We start from the raw sequence: 22,257 nt of genomic DNA, 5'->3' as shown, positions 1-22,257 counted from the left end.
GACTACATGGTGTCGAGCGCGGCCTCGGCGTCGGCGAGGGCGGCACGCTCGGCGTCGGTCAGGGACGCCCGTGCACCCCGGACGCCGTCGTTGATCTCGACGATGCGGCGGCTGAGCCGGGTCGCGGGGTCGTCGGTCGGCGGGTAGGCGTTGTCCACGCCGATCCGTTCGTGCAGCGGCGCCAGGCGGCGGAGCGCATCGTCCACACGGCGGGCACGGCGGCGGCGGGAGATCCGGTGCCCGACGACGAGCAGGAGCATGCCGGACGCCACGCACAGCACGGCCCCCGGCGTGGTGATGTCGTAGGGCAGCGAGAGCGCGTGCGTGACGTCCAAGTCGCCGGCGACGTGGGCGACGTCCATCACGACGACCACGACCATGCGGACGACCCCGAGCACCCCGCCGAGGACCAGGACCCACAGCCCCACCAGGTCGGTGGTCGTCCGGGCTTCGCGCAGCCGGAGCACGCAGATGAACCCCGTCGCGCCGAGGGCCACTCCGAGGTACACGGTCTGCGCGATCGAGTAGACCGTGGCAGCCGGGTGCGAGCCGGCGTCGAGCATGAAGGTCGTCGTCGTCGCGGGCTTGTCGAGCACGGTGAACGCGACGACGACGACCACGACGACCACGGCGAACGACACCACGACCGCGTTCCGGAGCCAGGGCCGCGCCGCGCCGACCGCCTTCGCCACGCCCCACAGCAGCGTGCTCGTGCCGGCCACCATGAGGCAGTCGCTGATGACGGTGACGACGTTGAACCCGCCGAGCAGGGGGTCGAGCCACCGGTACAGCGGGTCGACGTTCGTCACGATGGTGGCGGCGAAGAGCAGGAACGTGAACGCCAGGGTGCGGTCCTGCCCGCGTTGCAGGACCAACAGCACGATCGTCCCGACGATGAGCAGCACCGCCTGGACGACGGCGATGATCACCCGAAGACCCCGCGGAAGGCGCTCGGGCGGCCGCGGTGCTGGCGGATCACGGTGGCCAGGCGGTCGGCGAAGACCTCGGCCTCGTGCTCGTAGGTGTTCGAGAACAGCCCACGGGCGAGTGCCCGCTCGACCTTGTACTCGGGCAGGTCGGGGATGACGTCACGGATGTAGGCGCTCTGCGGGGCGTGTTCCTGGTGCCGGTGCAGGACGTGCCCGAGCTCGTGCCCGATCACGAACGACCGGAACGTCGGCGAGGTCGTCGGCGAGATCATCACGAGGTGCGCGTGCTCGAGGGTTGCCACGAAGCCGCACACGGGTTCGGCGGCGAGGAACGACTCCTCGCGCACCACGATCGGCTTGCCGACGACGTCAGCGGCGGCGGCGACGGCCTGGTCGACGTCCGACCACCCCTCGGCTGCACCACGAGCCCAGAACGCCTCGACGAGGGCGTCGGTCATGCGACGCTCCCCCGCTGCGATTCCTCCTCGAGCACCTCGGCGATGCGCCGCAGCGCGTCGGGTGAGAGCTCACCGGGGAAGGTCCGGGCCGCGAAGCCGCTCACGCGGGCGGACCGCAGGGACCGGACGAGGGCGAGCTGGGCACCGATCCGTTCCGGCACCTCGCTGTCCTCGAGCAGGAAGCGTTCGTCGACCTCGAAGTACCCGGCCAGCAGGCGCAGGAGCTCGGTGTCGCGGTTGCGGCGGCCGTCGCCGGAGAGCATGTAGGTCCACTTCGCCCGCGACAGCGACCCGCCGTGCGCCGCGACGTACTCCTCGATCGAGGAGAACGGCACCGGAGCACCACGCTGCGACTCCTCGAAGTCGAGGAGCAGGTTGAGGCGGCGCGCGAGCTCGGCGGCGTCGAGCGCCCCGCCCTTCAGATCACCCGTGTCCATCTCGGACTCCTCCCCAGCCGTGTCCGCGCGACCTGTGGGTCCGGCGCGTGGACGCCATGCTAGCGCGGGTGCCCGGCACGCGCGCCGCTACCCTCGTGGGCATGCCCCGCCGCTTCCCCGCCACCGTCGCGGCACCGGTCGAGCACGAGATCGTCATCACGAAGTCGCGGTTCATCACGACCGTGGCACCGGTCTCCGGGGTCGAGGACGCCGACCGCGTGATCGCCGAGGTCCGCCGTCGGTACTGGGACGCCCGGCACAACTGCACGGCGATGGTCACCGGCGTGCTCGGCGACCAGGCCCGTTCCTCGGACGACGGGGAGCCCTCCGGCACCGCGGGCGTCCCGATGCTCGAGGTCCTGCGACGCCGCGGGCTGACCGACGTCGTCGCGGTCGTCACGCGGTACTTCGGCGGGGTCAAGCTCGGTGCCGGCGGACTGGTCCGGGCCTACTCGACCTCGGTGTCCGAGGCGCTCGACACGGCGGTCGTCGTCCGTCGCGAGGCTCTGACGCAGGTGCGCTTCGACGTCGACCACGCCGACGCCGGGCGGCTCGACAACGTGCTGCGCGACTGGGTCCGACACCACCACGCGACGCTCGGCCCGACCGAGTACGGGCAGGCGGCGACCTTCGAGGTGTGGGTCCCCCACGAGGCGCTCGGCGCCCTGTCGGCCGACCTCGCCGCCGCGTCGGCCGGTTCGCTCGAACCCGTCATCGGCGAGGAGCGGATCGTCGACGTCCGCGCCGACTGAATTCGCAGTTCCTGCACACCTCGGGCGTGTCTCCGCATCGGCGCAGAAACCTGCCGCAAACGCACGAACGCCCCGACTCGATGAGCCGGGGCGTTCGTCCTGCGGTGCACCCCCTCGGACTTGAACCGAGAACCCACTGATTAAGAGTCAGTTGCTCTGCCAATTGAGCTAGAGGTGCATGTTCCGGCTTCCGTGCCGCAACGGGAATCAACAATAGCATGGGTTTCGCGCGCCCACGACCACTCGCGGGCGCACGACGCGAACAGGAGCACCATGACCGACCGTCTCGTCCCCGGCGACACCGCCCCCGACTTCACGCTGCCCGACCAGGACGGCGTCGAGCACTCCCTCGCCGCCCTCCGTGGCAAGAAGGTCATCGTGTACTTCTACCCGGCGGCGTCCACCCCGGGCTGCACCACCGAGGCCTGCGACTTCCGCGACAACATGTCCTCGCTGCAGGCCGCCGGCTACGAGGTCCTCGGCGTCTCGAAGGACGAGCAGGCGAAGCTCAAGACGTTCCAGCATGAGCAGGCACTGACCTTCCCGCTGCTGAGCGACCCCGACCTCGCCGTGCACAAGGCCTACGCGGCCTGGGGCGAGAAGAACAACTACGGCAAGATCGTCACCGGCACGATCCGGTCCACGATCGTGGTCGACGAGGACGGCGCCGTCCAGCTGCCGCTCTACAACGTCAAGGCCACCGGGCACGTGGCGAGCCTGCGGAAGAAGCTCGGCCTGGTCTGAGGGCTGGCCGCGCACTGGAGGCCCGGTGCCGGTTCCGAGAACCGGCACCGGGCCTCCAGTGCGTGGCGGACCAGACCGTCTACTCGGCCGGACGCGCGAGCGCGGCCGTCACCGACCGCGACAGCACCAGCGTGATGCCGAGCAGGGCCGGGACGAGCAGCACCCAGCCGACCGCGGCGACCCGGAAGACGCCCTGGAACGCCCCGATCGCGATGGCGCCCTGCAGGACCTGCCAGACGATGATGCCGGAGCGCACCCACGCCCGGCCCTGCCACAGGCCGTTCAGCAGCGCGCCGAGCCAGAGCGCAGCGATGGCGACGAGGACGGTGAGGGCGATGCCGGACGCGATGCTCGTGGCCGGGGCGACGACCAGTTCGACGACCAGGACGACGGTCACGACCACCAGCGCGAGGAACTCGAGGCCGACCACGGCGAGCAGCCCCAGCATCGCCGGCGACCGGCGCGCGACGGGTGCGGAGGGTTCGGTGTCGTTCGGGGTGTCGTCGTGCACAGTGATCCTCCAGCATCGGAACCCTTGATTTGGCCCTACCAGTATGGAACGATATTGGAGGTCGTTTGGACGGCACGATGTGGTGTGCGTCTCCCGTGGTTCATCGCTCCTCCCCCGAGCGTCTCGCGGGCGTCAGACACGCTTCCTGCGGACTCCTCCCCACAGTTGTCCCCTCCATGCCGCATGCATGGTCAGCGGTCCGATCCCCCGAGCCACGGCCCCGGCCTGCCGTTCGAGCATCGACATCAAGGAGCACCACACATGGACTGGCGTGACAAGGCTGCCTGCCTCACCGCAGACCCCGAGCTCTTCTTCCCCGTCGGGAACACCGGGCCCGCCGTCGACCAGATCGAGAAGGCCAAGTCGGTCTGTGCGCGTTGCACGGTCACCGAGATGTGCCTGCAGTACGCACTCGAGAACAACCAGGACTCGGGTGTCTGGGGTGGTCTCAGCGAGGACGAGCGTCGTGCGCTGAAGCGTCGCGCCGCCCGCGCTCGCCGCGCGTCCTGACCCCGGTCGTCTGACACCACGACGCCCGTCGTCCCCTCGGGGGCGGCGGGCGTCGTCGTGCGCGCGGTGCGGGTTCTGCAAAACACCGGTGTTCACGCGTCGAACACCGGAACGCGGGTGTTCGACCGGCGAACACCGGTGTTTTGCGATCTCGAACCGCCGGGCGGCGTCAGGCGGCGGGGGCGGTCAACCAGCGGAACGGGATGGTGATCGTCACCTCGGTGCCGCTGCCGGTCAGGGTGTGCCAGTCGATGGTGCCGCCGAGCTCGCCCTGGATGAGCGTGCGGACGATCTGCGTGCCGAGGCCCGAGCCGACCTTGCCCTCGGGGAGCCCGACGCCGTTGTCGCGGACCTCGATCTCCAGGTGGTCGTCGAAGCGGCGGGCGACGATCTCGACCTCGCCGTCACGGCCGTCCAGCCCGTGCTCGACGGCGTTCGTCACGAGCTCGGTGAGTCCGAGGGCGAGGGGCGTCGCGGCCTCCGACGGCAGCACCCCGAACTCGCCGGTCTTCTTCGGGTGCACGGTGGTGTTGTGCGACGCAGCGACCTCGGTCACGAGCTTGAGCACCGAGTCGAACACCTCGTCGAAGTCCACGGTCTGGCTGAGGCCGCTCGACAGGGTGTCGTGCACGACGGCGATGGCGGCGACGCGACGCATGGCGTTCTGCAGCGAGGTCCGAGCTTCGTCCGAGTGCGTGCGACGCGCCTGGATCCGCAGCAGGGACGCCACCGTCTGCAGGTTGTTCTTCACGCGGTGGTGGATCTCGCGGATCGTGGCGTCCTTGGTGATGAGCTCGCGCTCCTGGTGCCGCAGCTCGGACACGTCGCGGCAGAGCACGATGGCACCGATGCGCTCACCGTGGTCGCGGAGCGGGATCGAGCGGAGCGACACCGTGACGCCCTTCGACTCGATGTCCGCCCGCCACGGTGCGCGGCCGGTGACGACGAGCGGCAGGGACTCGTCGACGTCGAGCTGGGCGCCGATGAGCTCGGTGGTGACCTCGGCGAGGGACTTCCGCTCGAGCTCGCCCTCGAAGCCCATCCGGTTGAACGCGCTCAGGCCGTTCGGGCTCGCGAACGTGACGATGCCGGCGGTGTCGAGGCGCAGCAGGCCGTCGCTGGCACGGGGCGCACCACGACGGGGGCCCGCCGGTGCACCGAGGTCGGGGAAGTCACCGGTGGCGATCATGCCGAACAGGTCGTTCGCGCTCGCGGTGAAGTTGAGTTCCTGACGGCTCGGGGTCCGCATCTCGTCCTGGTTGGAGTGCCGGGTGACGACGGCGATCGGTCGCTCGGTGGTCTCGGCACTCTTCGCGCTCAGGCGGCGGAGCACCGGGATCGCGCGGACACGGGTCGGGGTGTCCTCGTACCAGTCCGGTTCGGCGGAGTCGACGACCCGGGACCCGGCGAAGCTCTCGGTCACCTGGCCGCGCCACTCCTCGCGGATCTCCTGGCCGACGATGTCCCGGTAGAACAGCGTCGCCGCGGAGCTCGGCCGGGCGTGGGCGACGGCCACGAACGAGCCGTCCTCGGCGGTCGGGACCCAGAGCACCATGTCGGCGAAGGACAGGTCGGCGAGGAGCTGCCAGTCCCCCACGAGCAGGTGGAGCCACTCCACGTCTGCTTCCGAGGAACGGCCTTGCGCGAGGACGAGGTCACTGAGGGTCGACACCCAGCCAGTCTAGGTCCGCTGCCTTGTGGAGAACGTCGCCCTCTCCACAGGGTAGACCGGTGTGTATTTCGTATGTCGCACGCCCCATACGCTCGCTCCAACGACGTAAGGGGCAGGGGTGGCAGAGCAGGCACGCCGCATCGATCACGAGACGACGACGGCGCACCCACCGCCGCTGCGGATCGTCGAACCGGCGCCGGAGCCCGCCACGGTGACCGGTCTCCCGGACCCGGCGACGACCGCACGAGCGCTCGGGCTCTGCGTCGCGGAGGTGCTCACCGGGGCGCGGGAGGTCGACAGCATCGCCCGCTGGATCAGCGACGACGTGCAGCGGCACCTGCAGCAGCGGGCCGCGGTGGCAGCGCACGCCCGAGGCTCCGGTCGGCGGGCACGCGGGCGCCCGGTGCTCCGGGTCGGCAGCGTGCTCGTCTGCCGCCCCGCGGCGGGCGTCGCCGAGGCGACGGTGGTCGTGCACGCGCGCAGCCACGCGCGGGCGGTCGCCATGCGGCTCGAAGAGCGACACGGACGGTGGCAGGCGACCGCGATCGGGGTCCTGTAGCCGGATCGCGGACGGACGGGAGGCCCGGTGCCAGCTGGCACCGGGCCTCCCGTCCGTCGTTGGTCACGCTCGGTGAGCAGGAATGGTCGGGTCCCGATGTGGGACCCGACCATTCCTGCTCACGATGCGCTCGCGCGCGGACGCTAGTTCTTCTTGGCCGCCTGGCGACGCTCGGCGCGGTTGCTCGCCGCGGCCTGACCGGAGGCGGTGGCCGCGTTGCCGAACGCGGAGCCCTGCTCCGGCTCGGCGACCGCTTCGGCCTCAGCCTCGGCCTGGGCGCGCTTCGCACGAGCGGTCGCGGCCTGCTCGAGGCGACCCTTCTCGTCGCGGACCTCGACCTCGCCGTCGATCGACGGTGCCGAGTACTCGAGGCCGGAGACCTCGTCCTCGCCGAGGCCCTTGGCCTCGATCACCGCGTTCTCGCCGTCGGACTGCACCTGGACCTCGAGGTTGAAGAGGTAGCCCACGGACTCTTCGCGGATCTGCCCCATCATCGTCTGGAACAGGGCGTAGCCCTCGCGCTGGTACTCGACCAGCGGGTCGCGCTGCGCCATCGCGCGGAGGCCGATGCCGTCCTTGAGGTAGTCCATCTCGTACAGGTGGTCGCGCCAGCGGCGGTCGATCACCGAGAGCACCACACGACGCTCGAGCTCACGCATCGCCTCGTCGCCGAGGAGTTCCTCGCGCTGCTGGTAGGCCAACTTGGCGTCGGAGAGGATCTCGCGGGCCAGGAAGTCACGCGATGCCTTGCCCTTCGAGCCGGCCTCGGTGATGACCTCGTCGATGGAGATCGAGATCGGGTAGAGCGTGCCGAGCTCGGTCCACATGGCGTCGAGGTCCCAGTCGTCCGGGGAGCCTTCGCCGGTGTGGCTGTCGATCACGTCGTCGATGACGGCCTTGAGGAACGACTGCGCGCGGTCGTGCAGGTCGTCGCCCTCGAGGATGTGGCGACGGTCGCTGTAGATCGCTTCGCGCTGGCGGTTCAGGACGTCGTCGTACTTCAGGACGTTCTTGCGGATCTCGGCGTTGCGGCCCTCGACCTGCGCCTGGGCGGACCGGATCGCACGGCCGACGAGCTTGTTCTCGATCGCCAGGTCGTCCGGCACGTTCGAGCGGCCCATGAGGCTCTCGGCGGCACCGGAGTTGAACAGGCGCATCAGGTCGTCGGTCAGCGACAGGTAGAAGCGGCTCTCGCCCGGGTCGCCCTGGCGGCCGGAACGACCACGCAGCTGGTTGTCGATGCGGCGTGACTCGTGGCGCTCGGTGCCGAGCACGTACAGGCCGCCGACGGCGCGGACCTTGTCGCCCTCTTCCTCGACCTCGGCCTTGACGCGGGCGAACACGTCGTCCCACTCGGCCTCGTACTCGTCGGGGGTCTCGGTCGGCGACAGGCCCTTGGCGTGCATCTCCTGCACGGCGAGGAACTCCGCGTTGCCACCGAGCATGATGTCGGTACCACGACCGGCCATGTTCGTCGCGACGGTCACGGCGCCGAAGCGACCGGCCTGGGCGACGATCGCGGCTTCACGTGCGTGGTTCTTCGCGTTGAGGACCTCGTGCTTGACGCCCTGCTTGGCGAGGAGCTTCGACAGGTACTCGGACTTCTCGACGCTCGTGGTGCCGACGAGGACGGGCTGGCCCTTCTCGTGGCGCTCCGCGATGTCCTCGGCGACCTGCTCGAACTTCGCCTTCTCGTTCTTGTAGACGAGGTCGGTCTGGTCGATGCGCTGCATCGGCTTGTTCGTCGGGATGGGCACGACGCCGAGCTTGTAGGTCGACATGAACTCGGCCGCCTCGGTCTCGGCGGTACCGGTCATGCCGGAGAGCTTCTGGTAGAGGCGGAAGTAGTTCTGCAGCGTGACGGTGGCGAGGGTCTGGTTCTCGGCCTTGACCTCGACACCTTCCTTCGCCTCGATCGCCTGGTGGATGCCCTCGTTGTAACGGCGGCCCATCAGGATGCGGCCGGTGTGCTCGTCGACGATGAGCACCTCGCCGTTCATCACGACGTAGTCCTTGTCCTTCTTGAACAGGGCGACGGCCTTGATGGAGTTGTTCAGGAACGAGATGAGCGGGGTGTTCGCCGACTCGTACAGATTCTCGATGCCGAGGTAGTCCTCGACCTTCTCGATGCCGGGCTCGAGGACACCGACGGTGCGCTTCTTCTCGTCGACCTCGTAGTCCTCGCCCGGGGTGAGGCGCTTGGCGATCGAGGCGAACTCGGTGAACCAGCGGTTGGCCTCGCCCGAGGACGGACCGGAGATGATGAGCGGCGTGCGGGCCTCGTCGATGAGGATCGAGTCGACCTCGTCCACGACGGCGAAGAAGTGACCACGCTGCACCATGTCGGATGCCTGCCACGCCATGTTGTCGCGCAGGTAGTCGAAGCCGAACTCGTTGTTGGTGCCGTACGTGATGTCGGCGGCGTACTGCTCGCGGCGCTCGGCCGGGGTCTGGTTCGCGATGATGCAGCCGGTGGTCATGCCCAGCGCGCGGAAGACGCGGCCCATGATCTCGGACTGGTACGACGCCAGGTAGTCGTTGACCGTGATGACGTGCACACCGCGCGACGGGATCGCGTTGAGGTAGGCGGCGGTCGTCGCGACGAGGGTCTTGCCCTCACCGGTCTTCATCTCGGCGATGTTGCCGAGGTGCAGTGCCGCGCCACCCATGAGCTGCACGTCGAAGTGCCGCATGCCCAGGGTCCGCTTCGCGGCTTCACGCACGGCGGCGAACGCCTCGGGCAGGAGGTCGTCGAGGGTCTCGCCGTTGGCGTACCGCTCGCGCAGCTCCTTGGTCTCGTCGTGGAGTTCCTCGTCGGTGAGGCTCGAGAAGTCGTCCTCGAGGTCGTTGATGGCCGAGGCGTACGCCTTCAGCCGGCGGAGGGTTCGTCCTTCGCCGATGCGGAGGACCTTCTCCAGCACGTTTGCCACGTGAACTCCTTACGAGGTCGTCGCGCGCGACCTGCACGCCCGATCGACCAGTCATGCTAGCAACCCGCGAACCCACGGCGCTGTGAGCGGCGCGGCTGTCGCGGACACGGGTGTGCGCGGCCCGCGAACGGACCGCGCACACGGTGCGGGACCGGAGTCCCGAGTCGGATCAGGCGATCGCGGCTGCGCGCTCCGCGTCGGTGTCGGCGTCGACCGCGGCCGGCGCCTGGCCGGCGGGCACCTCGTCGATGCCGATCACGCCGTAGTCCCAGCCCTTGCGTCGGTACACGACACTCGGACGGCGGGTCTCGGCGTCGAGGAACAGGTAGAAGTCGTGCCCGACGAGTTCCATGTAGTACAGGGCGTCGTCGACCGTCATCGGGGCGGCCTCGAAGACCTTGTGCCGGATGACGACCGGGCTGTATACCTCGTTCTCGTCCTCGGCGGCCTCTTGATCGACGACCGGGACGGCACCGGTCGCGACGTCCTCGATGAGCTTGCCGTCGGCCGGGACGACGCCCATGCCGTCGAACCCGCTGCCGGCGGCCTCGGCGACCGAGGTGGGGCGGTGCCGGCCGTGGTGCACCTTGCGGCGGTCACGCGCCCGACGGAGGCGTTCCATGATCCGCGCGAAGGCGAGGTCGAAGGCGGCGTACTTGTCCGACGCCGCGGACTCGGCCCGTACGAGCGGCCCCGGTCCGATCAGCGTGAGCTCCACGCGGTCCTCGCCCTGGCTGCCGCTCGACTTCTCGTGGTGGCGGCTGATGCGTACCTCGAAGGCGAGGGCGCGGTCGGCGAGCACGTCGATCTTCTCGGACTTCTGTTCGACGTAGGTGCGGAAACGGTCGGTGACCCCGACGTTCCGGCCCGTGATCGTCACGTCCATGTGGCGGCTCCCATCCAGTGTCGGCGCGTCGCCTCCGTCCGGCGACCCGAACGCCTTGTCGCGAGGCTAGACCCGGCGCACCCTCGGCGTCACGGGGAGGCGGCGAGTCCGCCGGACACTCACCGGACACACAGCGGCCACCGGGTGTTCACCGATCATCAGTCGTCGACGCTCGCCACGGCGACGCAGCGCACCACCCGACCGCCCGCCGCCCGCACCGCGCGGACGCCCTCGGCCATCGTGACGCCCGTCGTCACGACGTCGTCGACGAGCACGACGTCGCGGCCGTCGACACCGGTCGCCCGCAGGGTCCCGACGGTCGCGGCGACGCGTTCCACCGCCGACCGCTCCTTCTGCCCCGGTGCGGATCGCCGTCGTCCGGCAGGGGTCCGGCCGAGGCGCCCCGTGTGCCGGACACCACCACGGGCGAGCAGCAGCACCACCGGGTCGAACCCACGGCGTCGGGCACCCGCGCGGGACGGCGGCACCCGGAGCACCACGGTGCCGTCCGGGGCCGCGGCGAGCGCCGCGCGGACGAGGACACCGAAGCGGACGCCGAGCGGACGGGCGACGTCGACCCGGCCCCGGAGCTTGAGTTCGAGCAACAGGGTGCGGACCAGCCCCTCGTACTCGAAGGCCGCGTCGAGCCGGACGCCGGCGACCAGCCGGACCCGCCGGGGCCGTGCGTCGAGCGCCGCGCGGCACGGTGGGCAGAGCGCGCGGTCCGGGCGGCCGCAGCCCAGGCAGGCGACGGGCAGGAAGAGCCCGAGCACGGCGAGCAGGGCGTCACGCCACGGGGTGGGGGCGTCGTCAGGGGGCATGCCCACGACTGTGGTGGTGACCGGACGACGGCGGTGGGCCGGCGAGCCGGACGGTGGACGGGCCTCCAGGCAGGGCGGGGTGTGGAGGACGGTGGCGTCAGCGCTGGACGCCGAGCACGTCGGCGGTGACGCCCGTCGAGTCCCAGCCGCCCCCGGTGGACTGCAGGACGTCGCCGCTCGACATCCGCAGCAGCAGCGCGCCGCCGCTGCCCCCGCTGATCGCGGTGGCGCGGCCGTCGGGCTTCGGCAGGGTGCTCGACTTGCCGCCGATGGTGGTGCGGACGATGTTCGGACCGGTCGGCGTCTGCCCGACCGAGGCGACGTCGGTGTCGTTCACCCACGTGGCGTCGACCGCGGTGCCGCTGGCGGCCTGCACGCGGACCGGGGCGCCGAACGAGGTCGGTGACCGGTCGGACCCGCGGATGATCGCCATCACGTACAGGCCGGGGCCGTCCGCGGTCTCGATGAGTGCGAGGGCCCTGGTGGAGTCGCGGGACACCTGGAACGACACGAGGTCGCCGCGCGGCAGGGTGGTGCGCACCTGGTGGGGGTCGCCGCCGAGGCCGTACGCGGTGATGCGACGGGTGTCGGACTGCTGCCCCGCCCAGACGAAGCCGAGGTCGTCGACGGCGGGGGCGACGAGGTCCTCGCGGGCGTCGACGCGCAGGCGGTCCTTGCCGCGCACGACGACGACGCCGTCCTGGTTGCCGACGGCGGCGGTGGTGCCGGACGCCGACAGGGCGATCGAGGTCGGGTCGAGGCCGGCGATCGCGGCCCCGACGCCGCTGCCGAGCTCGGCGACCTTGCCGGTGCCCGAGGCGGCGTAGCCGACGACGCCGTCCTCGTCGACCAGGGGTCGGGGGTCGACGTCGGGGTTCTGCTGGGCGTCCGCTCCCCCGGAGTCCGGCACCGACAGCGTCGCGCCCTCGATCGTCATCGACACCGACGAGATGGTGGCGACCGAGGCGAGGGACTTGCTGAGCTGTTCGCGCATCCGGACCTTGTCGACGGTGCTCGCACGCAGGGCGTCGCTCGACAGGTCGACCAGGGCGGTGCCGCTGTCGATCGTCACCGCGTTGAGGGACAGCTGGGTGCCCTCCGGGAACGACGAGACGACGGCGCCCTTCAGCCAGTCGGCGGGGCCGGCGAGCAGGGCGCTGGCGATGCGTGTGCTGGTGGAGGACCGAGCGAGGAACCAGCGCTGGTCGGGCACCAGGAAGCGGTAGGTCGGGTCGTAGAAGTACAGGGCGTGCGACTGGAACACCGACTCGAAGCTGACCGGCGACAGGATGATGCCGTCCGGGGCGTAGGCGATGCGCCACTCGCCGTCCTCGCGGACGAACTGGAACGTCAGCGTCGACGAGGTCGGGCGGACCGCCTGGGTGTACTCCCCGTCGGAGTCGACCGTGGCACTGGCCGTCATCGTGTAGGTGAGCTCGCGGTCGTCGGCGCGCTCGACGGTGCCGCTGCCGTCCCGGATCGTGACGCCCTGCCGGGGGTTCCACCGCTGGGCGAAGTCGGCGGCCAGGAACTGCCGGGCGATCGCGTAGTTGTCCTGGGCGCCGGTGGCGGCGGCGATGAACCCGCGGAGGATCGCCGTCTGGTCGGACCCGGTGATCGGCTTGTCCGGCCGGAAGTCGACGCCCGAGAGCGACTCGTCCTTGATGGTCTGCCCGGAGCGCACGGCACCGTCGGTCGGGATGGCCGCACAGGCGGTGACCGCGAACAGGCTGACCGCGGCGAGCGCGACGGCGAGGACGTGGCGGATCCGGTGGCGCATCAGGACTCCTCTCGCACGGCGCGGGGGCCGTCGTACGACTCGTCGAGCTCGGGCAGCGGGATGGCCGAGGTGGCGGTGGTGCCCTGCTCGTTGCGGGGCAGGGTGAGCACGAACGTCGATCCCGCGCCCGGCCGGGACCACACGTCGATGCGCCCGCCGTGGAGCTTCGCGTCGCCGAGGCTGATCGCGAGGCCGAGGCCGGTGCCGCCGATGGTGCGCTTGCGGCTCGGGTCGGCCCGCCAGAAGCGGTCGAACACCCGTGCGGCGTCCTCCGGCGGCATGCCGACGCCCTGGTCGCGGACGGCGATGGCGACGGTGCGTGCGTCGCTGTCGACGACGACCTGCACGGGCTTCGCGTCGCCGTGCTCGATGGCGTTGCCGACGAGGTTGCGCAGGATCCGTCGGACCCGCTTGGCGTCGAGCCGCATCGTGGTGTGGCCGCCGGGGGTCGCGAGCTGCAGGTCGATGCCGGCGCGCTCGGCCAGCGGGCGGAACTCCTCGACGATGTCCGCGGCGAGGGAGGCCGGCACGACGGGTGCGGTGTCGAGCTGCACCGCCTGGGCGTCGTACCGGGAGATCTCGAGCAGGTCGGCGAGGAGCATCTCGAAGCGCTCCACCTGCGCGTGCAGGAGCTCGGCGGACCGGCCGACCGACGGTTCGAACGCGTGCCGGGAGTCGTAGAGCATGTCGCCGGCGAGCCGGATCGTGGTGAGCGGGGTACGGAGCTCGTGCGACACGTCGGAGACGAACCGCTGCTGCACGCGGGAGAGTTCGGCGAGCTGGGTGATCTGGCGGCTGACCGCCTCGGCCATCCCGTTGAAGCTCCGTGCCAGGGTCGCCAGGTCGTCCTGGCCGCGCACCGGGATGCGCTCGTCGAGGCGCCCCGCGGCGATCTTCCGGCTCGTCTCGGCGGCTCCGCGGATCGGCACGACGACGAGCCGGACGACGAGCGAGGTGACCAGGGCGATGAGCACCATGAGCGCCACACCGCCGATCGAGAGCGTCTGGGAGACGAAGTCCAGGGTCTGCTGCGCGTCGGAGAGGTCGTAGACCAGGTAGAGCTCGTACTGGCCGGCGCTCGGGATCTGCAGCGTGGAGCCGACGGCGAGGCCCGGCACCCGGCGCCCGTCGTCGTCGAGCTCCACGGGCTGCAGGCTGAGCCGACCGGTGTTCTGCGCGACCTCCTTGCGCAGGGCATCGGTGATCACCGCGTCCGGGAAGTCCTGGCTGGCGATGGTCTGCAGCGTCTGCGGGGTGGACTGGTCCGGGCTCCGCTCGATGGCGATGCTCGTGCCGCCCGGACTCGTCGTGTTCGACAGGATCGCCTGCTGCGCCTCGTTCTGCAGGGTCTCGAGCTCGGACTGGTTGTTGTCCTCGGCCGCCGTCGCCGCGTCGAAGATCCCCTGGGCGACGATGGTGGCCCGTGCGGACTCGGACTCGATCTGGTCGCGGCGCTGCGAGTAGACGTTCGTCGAGATGCTCACCATGACCGCGGTGCCGATGATCCCCACCGCGAGCCCGGTCGTCATCACGGTGATGGCGACCGAGCGGAACATGAGCGAGCGCCGCCACAGGTAGGCGATCGGACGCCAGGCGCGTCGGAGCCAGCGCCGCATCCGGCGACGGCTGCGGTCGACGACGCCGATCGAGACGGTGGTGCTGCCGGACCCACCGGCACCGCCGGCCCCACCGGCACCGCCGACCCCACCGGCACCGCCGACCCGGCCGGCGCCGCCGACCCGGCCGGAGCGTGCCGAGCCCGGCGGGCGCGTCGAGGGCGGCACGGTGCTCAGGCTCCTCCGGCGCGGTACCCGACGCCGCGGACCGTGGTGACGGTCTTCGGGTTGTCCGGGTCGTGCTCGATCTTCGCGCGGAGCCGCTGCACGTGCACGTTGACCAGGCGGGTGTCCGCCTTGTAGTGGTAGCCCCAGACCTGCTCGAGCAGCATCTCGCGGGTGAACACCTGGTTCGGCTTCTCGGCGAGCGCCCGGAGCAGGTCGAACTCGAGCGGCGTGAGCGCGATCACGGTGTCACCGCGGCGCACCTCGTGCCCGGCGACGTCGACCGTGACGTCGCCGACGTGCAGCACGGTGGCGTCGGACGCGCTCGGCCGCAGGCGGGTCCGGATGCGCGCGACGAGCTCCTTCGGGTTGAAGGGCTTCACGACGTAGTCGTCGGCACCGTTCTCGAGCCCGAGGACGACGTCGGCGGTGTCGCTCTTCGCCGTGAGCATGATGATCGGCGTGCCGCTCTCGGCACGGATGCGCTTGCACACCTCGATGCCGTCGATGCCGGGCAGCATGACGTCGAGCAGGACGAGGTCCGGCTTGGTGGCGTGGAACGCGTCGACGGCGTCGTTGCCGTCGGCGCTGAACTCGGGTTCGTACCCCTCGGAGCGGAGCACGATGCCGATCATCTCGGAGAGGGCCTGGTCGTCGTCGACGACGAGGATGCGCGGTGTCATGTGATCTGGACTCCGGGTGGCGTGCGGGTGCCGTGGTCGGCACGTGTCCCCACACGATAGCCGAGGCCCCGCCGCGCCGGGTTTTCCGCCAGGATGGGGGTGGACCGTGCATCGCTGGCTCGGTCCGACACGACGAGGGGGCTGGAGTCATGTCCGATTGGCACACACCGGGCGGTGGGCAGCAGGGTGCGCCGACGCCGCCGGCATCCGGACCGGCGCAGGGACCAGGACCCCAGCCTGGAGGCCCGCCCCGCTTCTCCGTGCCGCCGCAGCCCGCCCCGGGGCCGGGTCCGGGGCGACCGGGCGGCCCGTCAGGTGGCTCGCGTCCGGTGATCCCGCTGCGCCCGCTCGGTCTCGGTGACATCCTGGCCGGCGCGTTCACGGTCTTCCGCCGGAACGCCCGCGTGCTGCTGCTGTGGAGCGTGCTGCTGAGCGGCGTGCTCGGCCTGCTCTCGACGCTGGCCAGCACCTTCGGGCAGCAGGCGCTGCAGTCGCGGATGTTCTCGGCCCTCGACGGCGGCAGCGGTGCCGACTCGGTGGTCGCTGGCACGCTGACGCTCACGGCACTGCTCTCGGTCGTGCTGCCGTTCCTCGCCTACCTCGGTCGCGGGTTCCTGGTGGCGCCGGTCGCCGCGGACACCGGGCAGCGGGTCCTCGGCCGTCGCGCCACGTTCCGGGGGCTGTGGGCGCTGCTCGCCGGCCGCCGGTGGTCCGTCGTCGCGTGGATGCTCGTGCAGATCGGGGCCGGTGTGGTCCTCGCGCTCCTGGCCGGGCTCGTGTTCTTCGGGGTGTTCGCGGCCATGGGCGCCGCCGACTCCGGCACCGGGTGGTTCGTGCTGGCGCTCGTGCTGTTCGTGCTCGGCATCGGTGTCGTCGTCGTGTGGCTCGCCACGCGCTTCGTGCTCACCGTCCCGACCATCGCGCTCGAGGGCCGGCCGGTCTTCGCCGCAGCCGCCCAGTCGTGGCGCCTGACCCGCGGGGCCTTCTGGCGGACCTTCGGCATCCTGCTGCTCGTGCAGCTCATGTTCGGGTTCGCGGCGTCCATCGCGTCGATCCCGCTCACCATCGGCGCCGTGCTCGTCGGGGGCACCTTCGACCCGCTCGGGCAGACGGGCGGCACGTCGGGAGCCGGCACCGGTGCGGTCATCGCCATCGTCGTCGGCAGCCTGCTCGCGATCGCGGTGCAGTGCATCACCGACGTGCTGAGCGCCTCGATCACCACGTTCCTCGCCATCGACCGGCGGATCCGCACCGAGGCGCTCGACCAGCGGATCGCGTCGCACCTGGACTCCGGGCAGCCGACCGACCCGTTCGCCCCGTCCGAGCCCGTCGCACGCCCGCCGTGGCCGCCGCAGCAGCAGTGGGGTGGCCAGCAGTGGCAGGCGCAGCAGCAGCCGTGGCCGGGACAGCAGCAGTGGCAGCCGGCCCAGCAGCAGCCGCCGTGGCAGCCCGGTCAGCAGCAGCCCGGTCAGCAGCAGCCGCAGCAGCAGCCGTGGCAGCAGGGTCCGGGCCAGGCGCCGCCGAACGGCTCCGCGTGACGGCGGTCGACCCGGACGAAGCGCGTCGCCTGCTCGAGCGCGAACTCGAGCGGTCCGCCTACGACGGTGCCCGGCCGACGTGGTGGGACCGTGCCTCGCGCTCCTTCCTCGACTGGCTCGGGTCGCTGCGCGCCGACGGCATCGACTCCCCCGCTGCGGCCCGCACGGCGCTGGTGATCGCGATCGTGGTGCTCATCGCGGTCGTCGTGCTCGTCGTCGTCGCCCGCGGACTCCCCCGCCGACGCGCGCGGGCCGGAGACGGTGACACCGGCGGGGTGTTCGACGCCGACGACCTGCGCTCCGCCCGGGAACTCCTCGAAGCGGCCCAGGCCGCGGTGCGTCGCGCCGACTGGTCGGCAGCGGTGCTCGACGGGTTCCGCGCGATCGCCAGGGGGCTCGGCGAACGCGACCTGGTGCCCGACGTGCCCGGAGCCACCGCGCGGACGATCGCCGCGCGGGGTGCGGTGCCGTTCCCCGCGTCGGCAGGTGCACTCGACGCGGCAGCGACCGCCTTCGACGCGGTCCGGTACCTCGGTGCCGAAGCCGACGAAGCCGCGGCCCTGCGCGTGCTCGACACCGAGCGGACCGTCCGGCAGGCCCGGCCAGCCCGGGCCGAGGGACCGGTGGTGCCGGCATGACGACCGACACCGCCACGCGGACGAGCGCCGGACCGACTCCTGCTCCGGCTCCGGCCGAGGGACGCCGGCTCCGCATCGGGTTCTGGGTCGCGATCGTCCTGGTCGGCGTCCTGCTCGCCGCGCTGACCGCCGTCGTGCAGGGCACCGACACGGACGCACCGCGCGCACTCGACCCGACCTCGACGACGGCCAGTGGTTCGGCCGCGCTGGTCCGGGTGCTCGAACAGCGGGGCACCGCGGTCTCCGTCACCGACACCGTCGACGGCGTCGGCGGGATCGACGGCGGCACGGTGTTCATCGACGACGCCGACGGCGCGCTCGACCCCGCCGTCGCGGAACGCATCGCCCGCACGGCCCGGCACGTCGTGGTCGTCGGGACGAGCGGCGCCGGCCTCGATGCGCTGCTCGGGTTCCCGGTCGACCCGCCCGCCCAGATCGACGGCGACGCCACCGTCTCGACGGCCTCGTGCGGGATCCCGGCGGCGGCCTCGGCTGCCCGGGTGACGACCGCCGGCTCCGGGTACACCGTGGACGACGACGCCGCCGAACGGTGCGCGCCGACGGGCGAGGGCGGCTCCCGGGTCTGGGGCCTCGTGCGCACCTCGACCCCGGGCGGCGACGTCACCCTGCTCGGCACGACCTCGGCATTCCGGAACGACACGATCGCAACCGCCGGGAACGCCGCGCTCGCCCTCGGGCTGCTCGGCGCCGACGAGCGACTCGTCTGGTACACCCCGGCCGTCGGCACCCCCGACGCCGCACCGACCCTCGGCGAGCTCGCCCCGCCGTGGGTCCCGAGCGCCCTCGCACTGCTCGCCCTCGTCGCCGTGGCGGCCGGCGTCTGGCGGGGCCGACGGCTCGGCCCGCTCGTCGTCGAGCGGTTGCCCGTCGTCGTCCGTGCCGCGGAGACCACCGAGGGTCGCGCCCGCATGTACGCCCGCACCCGTGACCGCACCCACGCCCTCGACACCCTGCGCGTCGCCGCCGTCCGCCGCATCGGCCGGATGCTCGGACTTCCCCGATCGGCCCACGTCGACGAGGTCGTCCGGACCGCGGCCCAGGCCACCGGCATCCCGCACACCCGTGTCGGCGCCGTGCTCGTCGGCGGGACCACCGACGACGACCGTGCGCTCGTCGACGGCACCGCCGCGCTCGACGACCTCGAACGCGCCGTCCGCCGGGCGACCTCCGGTGACCGACCGACCTCCGACCCCGACCGACCAGGAGCACGACCGTGACCGACCTGCCCCCTGCCACCACCGAGCACACCGCACCGGAGCACGACCCGGCGACCGCGGCCGGGTCCGACCTGCGCGACGCGTTCGGCTGGGTCCGCACCGAGGTCGCCAAGGCCGTCGTCGGCCAGGAGGGCGCGGTCTCCGGCATGATCGTCGGGCTCCTCGCACAGGGGCACGTGCTGCTCGAGGGCGTCCCCGGTGTCGCGAAGACCCTGCTCGTCCGCAGCCTCGCCGCCGCGATGACGCTCGACACGAAGCGCATCCAGTTCACGCCGGACCTGATGCCCGGCGACGTCACCGGGTCGCTCGTCTACGACGCCTCGACCGGCACGTTCCCGTTCCGCGAGGGCCCCGTCTTCACGAACGTCCTGCTCGCCGACGAGGTCAACCGCACGCCGCCGAAGACCCAGTCGGCCCTGCTCGAGGCGATGGAGGAACGCCAGGTGAGCGTCGACGGTGACGCTCGGGCACTGCCGGACCCCTTCTTCGTCGCCGCGACGATGAACCCGATCGAGTTCGAGGGCACGTACACGCTGCCCGAGGCGCAGCTCGACCGGTTCCTGATGAAGCTGACGCTCGACATCCCGCCGCGCGACGTCGAGTGGCAGGTGCTCCGGCGCCACGCCGACGGGTTCGTCCCGCGCGACGTCCGGTCCGCCGGTATCACCCCGGTGGTCGGCGTCGACGAGGTCGTCCGTGCGCAGCGTGCCGTCCGCGGCGTCGGGGCGCGCGACGACGTGCTCGCGTACATCGTCGACCTCGCCCGGGCCACCCGGCAGGCACCGTCCGTCCGCGTCGGGGTGAGCCCCCGCGGAGCGACGGCACTGCTCGCGGCCGCCAAGGCCTGGGCCTGGCTCACCGGCTACGACGCGATCACCCCGGACCACGTGCAGGCCATGGCCCTGCCGGTCTGGCGGCACCGCCTGCGGGTCGCCGCCGACGCCGAGCTCGAGGGCGTCGGCGCCGACGGCGTGCTCCAGCAGGTGCTCGAGCAGGTGCGGGTGCCGATCTAGTGGCGGTCTCCGGCCGGTTCGTCGCGCTCCTCGCCGTCGCCCTCGTGCCCACCGTGCTGCTCGGCAGCGGGTGGGCCGGTCTGGCGTGGGTCGGGGTGGTGCTGCTCGCCGCGGCGCTCGACGTCGTGCTCGCCGCCGACCTGCGACGGGTCCGCGTGGAGCGGCGGATGCCCCGGCTCGCTCGACGCGACAGCACCGCGGACGGCACCCTCGTGCTCGCCAACGACGGCTCCCGGACGGTCCGCGGTGTGGTCCGTGACATGTGGGAGCCGTCGGCCGGCCACCGTCCCCGTCGGATCCGGATGACGGTCCCCGCCGGGGAGCGACGGACGGCCCGGATGCGCTTCACACCGTTCCGTCGTGGTCGACGCCGCACCACCGGGGTCGCCGTGCGGTCCTTCGGTCCCCTGGGCCTCGCCGCACGGCAGCGGGTCGTCGCAGCACCGGGCGAACTCGTCGTGACGCCGCCGTTCCGCTCCCGGCGGCACCTGCCGTCGCGGTTGGCACGGCTCCGCGAGCTCGACGGCGAGACCACGCTGCAGCTCCGCGGGCACGGCACCGAGTTCGACTCGCTGCGCGACTACGTGCGCGGCGACGACGTGCGGTCCATCGACTGGCGCGCCACCGCGCGGCGGCAGGACCTCGTCGTCCGCACCTGGCGTCCGGAACGCGACCGGCGCGTCGTCGTCGTGGTCGACGCGGGCCGGGCGGGTGCCGGCCGCGTCGCCGACGAACCCCGACTCGACACCTTCATCGAGTCGGCGCTGCTCCTCGGTGCCCTCGCGGCCGCCGCCGGTGACCGCGTCGACCTGGTGGTCCTCGACGACACCGCACACGACCGCGTGCACGGCGCCACCCGCACCGACGTCGTGCAGCGTTTCGGCGAGGCGCTCGCGATGGCCGAACCCGGGCTCGCCGCGACCGACTGGGCATCCGTCCCCGCACTCGTCGACTCGATCACGACCTCGCGCGCCATGGTCGTCCTCGCCTCGAGCCTCGACTCCGTCGGCGCCTCGGGCGACCTGCTCGCCGTGCTCCCCCGGCTGTCCCGACGGCACGCGGTCGTCGTGACGAGCATCGAGGACCCGGCGGTCCAGCGGATGGCGCGCGGCGGGGTGGACTCGACCACGGCGATCCGCACCGCGCGGGGCGGACGGGTGCCGGGCCTCCCGACCGGCGCGGAGCGCGACGTCTACCGACGCGCGGCCGCCGAACGCACCCTGCTCGACGCGGACGGTGCGGCGGACGTCGCACGGCGCTCCGGCGCCGAGGTCGTGCGCGGTGCACCGGCGGACGTCCCGCCGCTCGTCGCCGACGCCTACATCCGGGCGAAGGCCACCGGCCGGCTCTGAACCGGGACGGACGCTAGCCGGCCACCAGGGCGGTGGAGCCGCGCTCGAACTCCTCGAGGTCGCCGCGCTCCCCCGCTCGGTACGCGCGGCCGCCGAGCACCCACTGGTAGGCGAGCACCGCGACCAGGGCGAGGGTGCCGATGCCGATCTTGATCGGCCACGGCCAGTCCTGCCGCGTCACCACGCCCTCGACGATGCCGGACAGCAGCAGGGTCAGGGTCAGACCGATCGCGATGGTGATGAGCGCACGGCCGTCCTCGGCGAGGGCCTGGGCGCGCGTGCGTCCAGGCCCCGGCGCCACCCACGACCAGAAGATCATCAGCCCCGCACCGCCCGCGAGGAACACCGAGTAGAGCTCGAGCTGCCCGTGCGGGGAGATGTAGAGGAAGAAGTCGGCCAGGCGCCCCTGGGAGTGCATGATCGCCGCGGAGACCCCGAGGCTGACGGCGTTCTGCATGATCGAGAACGGCACGAAGACCCCGGTGATGCCGAACGCCACCATCGTCGCGGCGATGTAGGCGTTGTTCGTCCAGACCTGCGCGGTGAAGGCCCCGAGGCCACGGTCGGAGTAGTAGTCGACGAAGTCCTGCGTGGCGTACCGGCGCAGGGCCTCGTCGCTGCCGAACGTCGCCGTCGCACCGGGGGTGGTGGTGATCCAGACGGCGACGATCGCCCCGATCGCCACCGTGGCGAGCGCGACCCAGATCGTCACCCAGCGGATCCGGTAGAGCGCCGCGGGCAGCTGCCGCGTGAAGAACAGGACGACGGCGGTCAACGGGTCGACGGGGGTGCCGGTGAAGCGCAGGCGGGCGCGGAACAGCGTGAGCGAGAGCCGGTCGCCGGTCACGGTGCGCGGTGCGGCGCCCCGGATGCGGGCGAGGTCGGTCGCGGCCTCCTGGTAGCCGGCGACGAGCCGGTCGACGTCCGCACCGGACCGGTGCCGGGCACGCGCCAGACGGTCGAGCTCCTGCCACCGGTCACGGTGCACCTCGGTGTAGGCATCCAGGTCCACGTGTTCCCCCTCA

At 72.0% G+C, this 22,257-nt stretch carries 21 protein-coding genes and 1 tRNA gene; 9 read left to right on the top strand and 13 right to left on the bottom strand.

Annotated features, from left to right (window positions below; translation table 11 throughout):
* Positions 1-2 precede the first annotated feature (2 nt).
* From DEJ12_RS07160 to DEJ12_RS07150, 3 genes are read right to left on the bottom strand one after another with little or no spacing between them, the layout of a single operon-like run.
* Positions 3-929 carry a hypothetical protein gene (locus DEJ12_RS07160; RefSeq protein WP_111029496.1) on the bottom strand — a complete coding sequence of 309 codons (927 nt, stop codon included), beginning with the start codon at positions 927-929 and terminating at the stop codon, positions 3-5.
* Positions 926-1,387 carry an ImmA/IrrE family metallo-endopeptidase gene (locus DEJ12_RS07155; protein WP_111024367.1) on the bottom strand — a complete coding sequence of 154 codons (462 nt, stop codon included), beginning with the start codon at positions 1,385-1,387 and terminating at the stop codon, positions 926-928. The genes DEJ12_RS07160 and DEJ12_RS07155 overlap by 4 nt, the downstream gene beginning before the upstream one ends.
* Positions 1,384-1,824 carry a hypothetical protein gene (locus DEJ12_RS07150; protein WP_051596928.1) on the bottom strand — a complete coding sequence of 147 codons (441 nt, stop codon included), beginning with the start codon at positions 1,822-1,824 and terminating at the stop codon, positions 1,384-1,386. The genes DEJ12_RS07155 and DEJ12_RS07150 overlap by 4 nt, the downstream gene beginning before the upstream one ends.
* Before the next feature lie 101 nt (positions 1,825-1,925).
* Between DEJ12_RS07150 and DEJ12_RS07145 the strand changes: the two genes are divergently transcribed.
* Positions 1,926-2,576 carry a YigZ family protein gene (locus DEJ12_RS07145; RefSeq protein WP_375334577.1) on the top strand — a complete coding sequence of 217 codons (651 nt, stop codon included), beginning with the start codon at positions 1,926-1,928 and terminating at the stop codon, positions 2,574-2,576.
* A gap of 105 nt (positions 2,577-2,681) precedes the next feature.
* Here DEJ12_RS07145 and DEJ12_RS07140 read toward each other — a convergent pair.
* Positions 2,682-2,754: transfer RNA gene (locus DEJ12_RS07140), tRNA-Lys, on the bottom strand.
* 95 nt (positions 2,755-2,849) lie between these two features.
* On the opposite strand from DEJ12_RS07140, the gene bcp reads away from it, so the two are divergent.
* A complete protein-coding gene (bcp, locus tag DEJ12_RS07135) occupies positions 2,850-3,320 on the top strand; it encodes a thioredoxin-dependent thiol peroxidase (RefSeq protein ID WP_111029495.1) in 471 nt (156 codons plus the stop codon).
* Positions 3,321-3,399: 79 nt separating this feature from the next.
* Here the strand turns inward: bcp and DEJ12_RS07130 are convergent, their stop codons facing one another.
* The gene (locus tag DEJ12_RS07130) at positions 3,400-3,831 is read right to left on the bottom strand and encodes a hypothetical protein (RefSeq protein WP_084741237.1); all 432 of its coding nucleotides are present in this window, start codon (positions 3,829-3,831) and stop codon (positions 3,400-3,402) included.
* Between the two features lie 261 nt (positions 3,832-4,092).
* Between DEJ12_RS07130 and DEJ12_RS07125 the strand changes: the two genes are divergently transcribed.
* Positions 4,093-4,341 carry a WhiB family transcriptional regulator gene (locus DEJ12_RS07125; RefSeq protein WP_017888820.1) on the top strand — a complete coding sequence of 83 codons (249 nt, stop codon included), beginning with the start codon at positions 4,093-4,095 and terminating at the stop codon, positions 4,339-4,341.
* 169 nt (positions 4,342-4,510) lie between these two features.
* Here the strand turns inward: DEJ12_RS07125 and DEJ12_RS07120 are convergent, their stop codons facing one another.
* A complete protein-coding gene (locus DEJ12_RS07120) occupies positions 4,511-6,013 on the bottom strand; it encodes a sensor histidine kinase (RefSeq protein ID WP_110865382.1) in 1,503 nt (500 codons plus the stop codon).
* 118 nt (positions 6,014-6,131) lie between these two features.
* Between DEJ12_RS07120 and DEJ12_RS07115 the strand changes: the two genes are divergently transcribed.
* Positions 6,132-6,572, top strand: a complete 441-nt coding sequence (locus DEJ12_RS07115) for an Rv3235 family protein (protein WP_111029494.1) — start codon at positions 6,132-6,134, stop codon at positions 6,570-6,572.
* A 143-nt stretch (positions 6,573-6,715) separates the two neighbouring features.
* Here the strand turns inward: DEJ12_RS07115 and secA are convergent, their stop codons facing one another.
* From secA to mtrA, 6 genes are all read right to left on the bottom strand, one after another.
* The gene (gene secA / locus DEJ12_RS07110) at positions 6,716-9,502 is read right to left on the bottom strand and encodes a preprotein translocase subunit SecA (RefSeq protein WP_111029493.1); all 2,787 of its coding nucleotides are present in this window, start codon (positions 9,500-9,502) and stop codon (positions 6,716-6,718) included.
* A 169-nt stretch (positions 9,503-9,671) separates the two neighbouring features.
* A complete protein-coding gene (gene hpf / locus DEJ12_RS07105) occupies positions 9,672-10,388 on the bottom strand; it encodes a ribosome hibernation-promoting factor, HPF/YfiA family (RefSeq protein ID WP_111029492.1) in 717 nt (238 codons plus the stop codon).
* 158 nt (positions 10,389-10,546) lie between these two features.
* Positions 10,547-11,209 carry a ComF family protein gene (locus DEJ12_RS07100; protein ID WP_146245097.1) on the bottom strand — a complete coding sequence of 221 codons (663 nt, stop codon included), beginning with the start codon at positions 11,207-11,209 and terminating at the stop codon, positions 10,547-10,549.
* Positions 11,210-11,306: 97 nt separating this feature from the next.
* Positions 11,307-12,989 (bottom strand): GerMN domain-containing protein, encoded by a 1,683-nt coding sequence (locus tag DEJ12_RS07095; protein ID WP_111029490.1) that lies wholly within the window; start codon positions 12,987-12,989, stop codon positions 11,307-11,309.
* Entirely contained in the window at positions 12,989-14,773 is a 1,785-nt protein-coding gene (gene mtrB, locus DEJ12_RS07090; protein ID WP_258370486.1) for an MtrAB system histidine kinase MtrB, read from the bottom strand. The genes DEJ12_RS07095 and mtrB overlap by 1 nt, the downstream gene beginning before the upstream one ends.
* 5 nt (positions 14,774-14,778) lie before the next feature.
* On the bottom strand, positions 14,779-15,453 hold the full coding sequence (mtrA, locus tag DEJ12_RS07085; RefSeq protein WP_017888813.1) for an MtrAB system response regulator MtrA: 675 nt from the start codon (positions 15,451-15,453) through the stop codon (positions 14,779-14,781).
* Positions 15,454-15,782: 329 nt separating this feature from the next.
* Here mtrA and DEJ12_RS07080 point away from each other — a divergent pair, with 329 nt between their 5' ends.
* From DEJ12_RS07080 to DEJ12_RS07060, 5 genes are read left to right on the top strand one after another with little or no spacing between them, the layout of a single operon-like run.
* On the top strand, positions 15,783-16,991 hold the full coding sequence (locus DEJ12_RS07080) for a glycerophosphoryl diester phosphodiesterase membrane domain-containing protein (protein ID WP_111029489.1): 1,209 nt from the start codon (positions 15,783-15,785) through the stop codon (positions 16,989-16,991).
* Positions 16,946-17,629, top strand: coding sequence for a DUF4129 domain-containing protein (locus DEJ12_RS07075; RefSeq protein WP_146245542.1), 684 nt, complete (start codon positions 16,946-16,948; stop codon positions 17,627-17,629). The genes DEJ12_RS07080 and DEJ12_RS07075 overlap by 46 nt, the downstream gene beginning before the upstream one ends.
* The gene (locus DEJ12_RS07070) at positions 17,626-18,867 is read left to right on the top strand and encodes a DUF4350 domain-containing protein (protein WP_111029487.1); all 1,242 of its coding nucleotides are present in this window, start codon (positions 17,626-17,628) and stop codon (positions 18,865-18,867) included. The genes DEJ12_RS07075 and DEJ12_RS07070 overlap by 4 nt, the downstream gene beginning before the upstream one ends.
* A 5-nt stretch (positions 18,868-18,872) precedes the next feature.
* Positions 18,873-19,880: an AAA family ATPase gene (locus DEJ12_RS07065; RefSeq protein ID WP_375334578.1), complete on the top strand. Its 1,008-nt coding sequence runs from the start codon at positions 18,873-18,875 to the stop codon at positions 19,878-19,880.
* Positions 19,880-21,232 carry a DUF58 domain-containing protein gene (locus DEJ12_RS07060; protein WP_111029486.1) on the top strand — a complete coding sequence of 451 codons (1,353 nt, stop codon included), beginning with the start codon at positions 19,880-19,882 and terminating at the stop codon, positions 21,230-21,232. The genes DEJ12_RS07065 and DEJ12_RS07060 overlap by 1 nt, the downstream gene beginning before the upstream one ends.
* 13 nt (positions 21,233-21,245) lie before the next feature.
* On the opposite strand, the gene DEJ12_RS07055 is transcribed toward DEJ12_RS07060, so the two are convergent.
* Positions 21,246-22,244, bottom strand: a complete 999-nt coding sequence (locus tag DEJ12_RS07055) for a stage II sporulation protein M (protein ID WP_111029485.1) — start codon at positions 22,242-22,244, stop codon at positions 21,246-21,248.
* Positions 22,245-22,257 lie beyond the last annotated feature (13 nt).

It is taken from the genome of Curtobacterium sp. MCLR17_059, from assembly GCF_003234665.1.
GTDB lineage: Bacteria > Actinomycetota > Actinomycetes > Actinomycetales > Microbacteriaceae > Curtobacterium > Curtobacterium flaccumfaciens.
This window is presented reverse-complemented; position numbering and strand designations above follow the sequence as displayed.

What these genes read in the sequence shown, in the direction of transcription:
- DEJ12_RS07125 (WP_017888820.1), top strand. Translation starts at nt 4,093, where the DNA reads ATGGACTGGCGTGACAAGGCTGCCTGCCTCACCGCAGACCCCGAGCTC.
- DEJ12_RS07155 (WP_111024367.1), bottom strand. Translation starts at nt 1,387, where the DNA reads ATGACCGACGCCCTCGTCGAGGCGTTCTGGGCTCGTGGTGCAGCCGAG.
- DEJ12_RS07150 (WP_051596928.1), bottom strand. Translation starts at nt 1,824, where the DNA reads ATGGACACGGGTGATCTGAAGGGCGGGGCGCTCGACGCCGCCGAGCTC.
- DEJ12_RS07095 (WP_111029490.1), bottom strand. Translation starts at nt 12,989, where the DNA reads ATGCGCCACCGGATCCGCCACGTCCTCGCCGTCGCGCTCGCCGCGGTC.
- bcp (WP_111029495.1), top strand. Translation starts at nt 2,850, where the DNA reads ATGACCGACCGTCTCGTCCCCGGCGACACCGCCCCCGACTTCACGCTG.
- DEJ12_RS07100 (WP_146245097.1), bottom strand. Translation starts at nt 11,209, where the DNA reads ATGCCCCCTGACGACGCCCCCACCCCGTGGCGTGACGCCCTGCTCGCC.
- hpf (WP_111029492.1), bottom strand. Translation starts at nt 10,388, where the DNA reads ATGGACGTGACGATCACGGGCCGGAACGTCGGGGTCACCGACCGTTTC.
- mtrA (WP_017888813.1), bottom strand. Translation starts at nt 15,453, where the DNA reads ATGACACCGCGCATCCTCGTCGTCGACGACGACCAGGCCCTCTCCGAG.
- DEJ12_RS07070 (WP_111029487.1), top strand. Translation starts at nt 17,626, where the DNA reads ATGACGACCGACACCGCCACGCGGACGAGCGCCGGACCGACTCCTGCT.
- DEJ12_RS07145 (WP_375334577.1), top strand. Translation starts at nt 1,926, where the DNA reads ATGCCCCGCCGCTTCCCCGCCACCGTCGCGGCACCGGTCGAGCACGAG.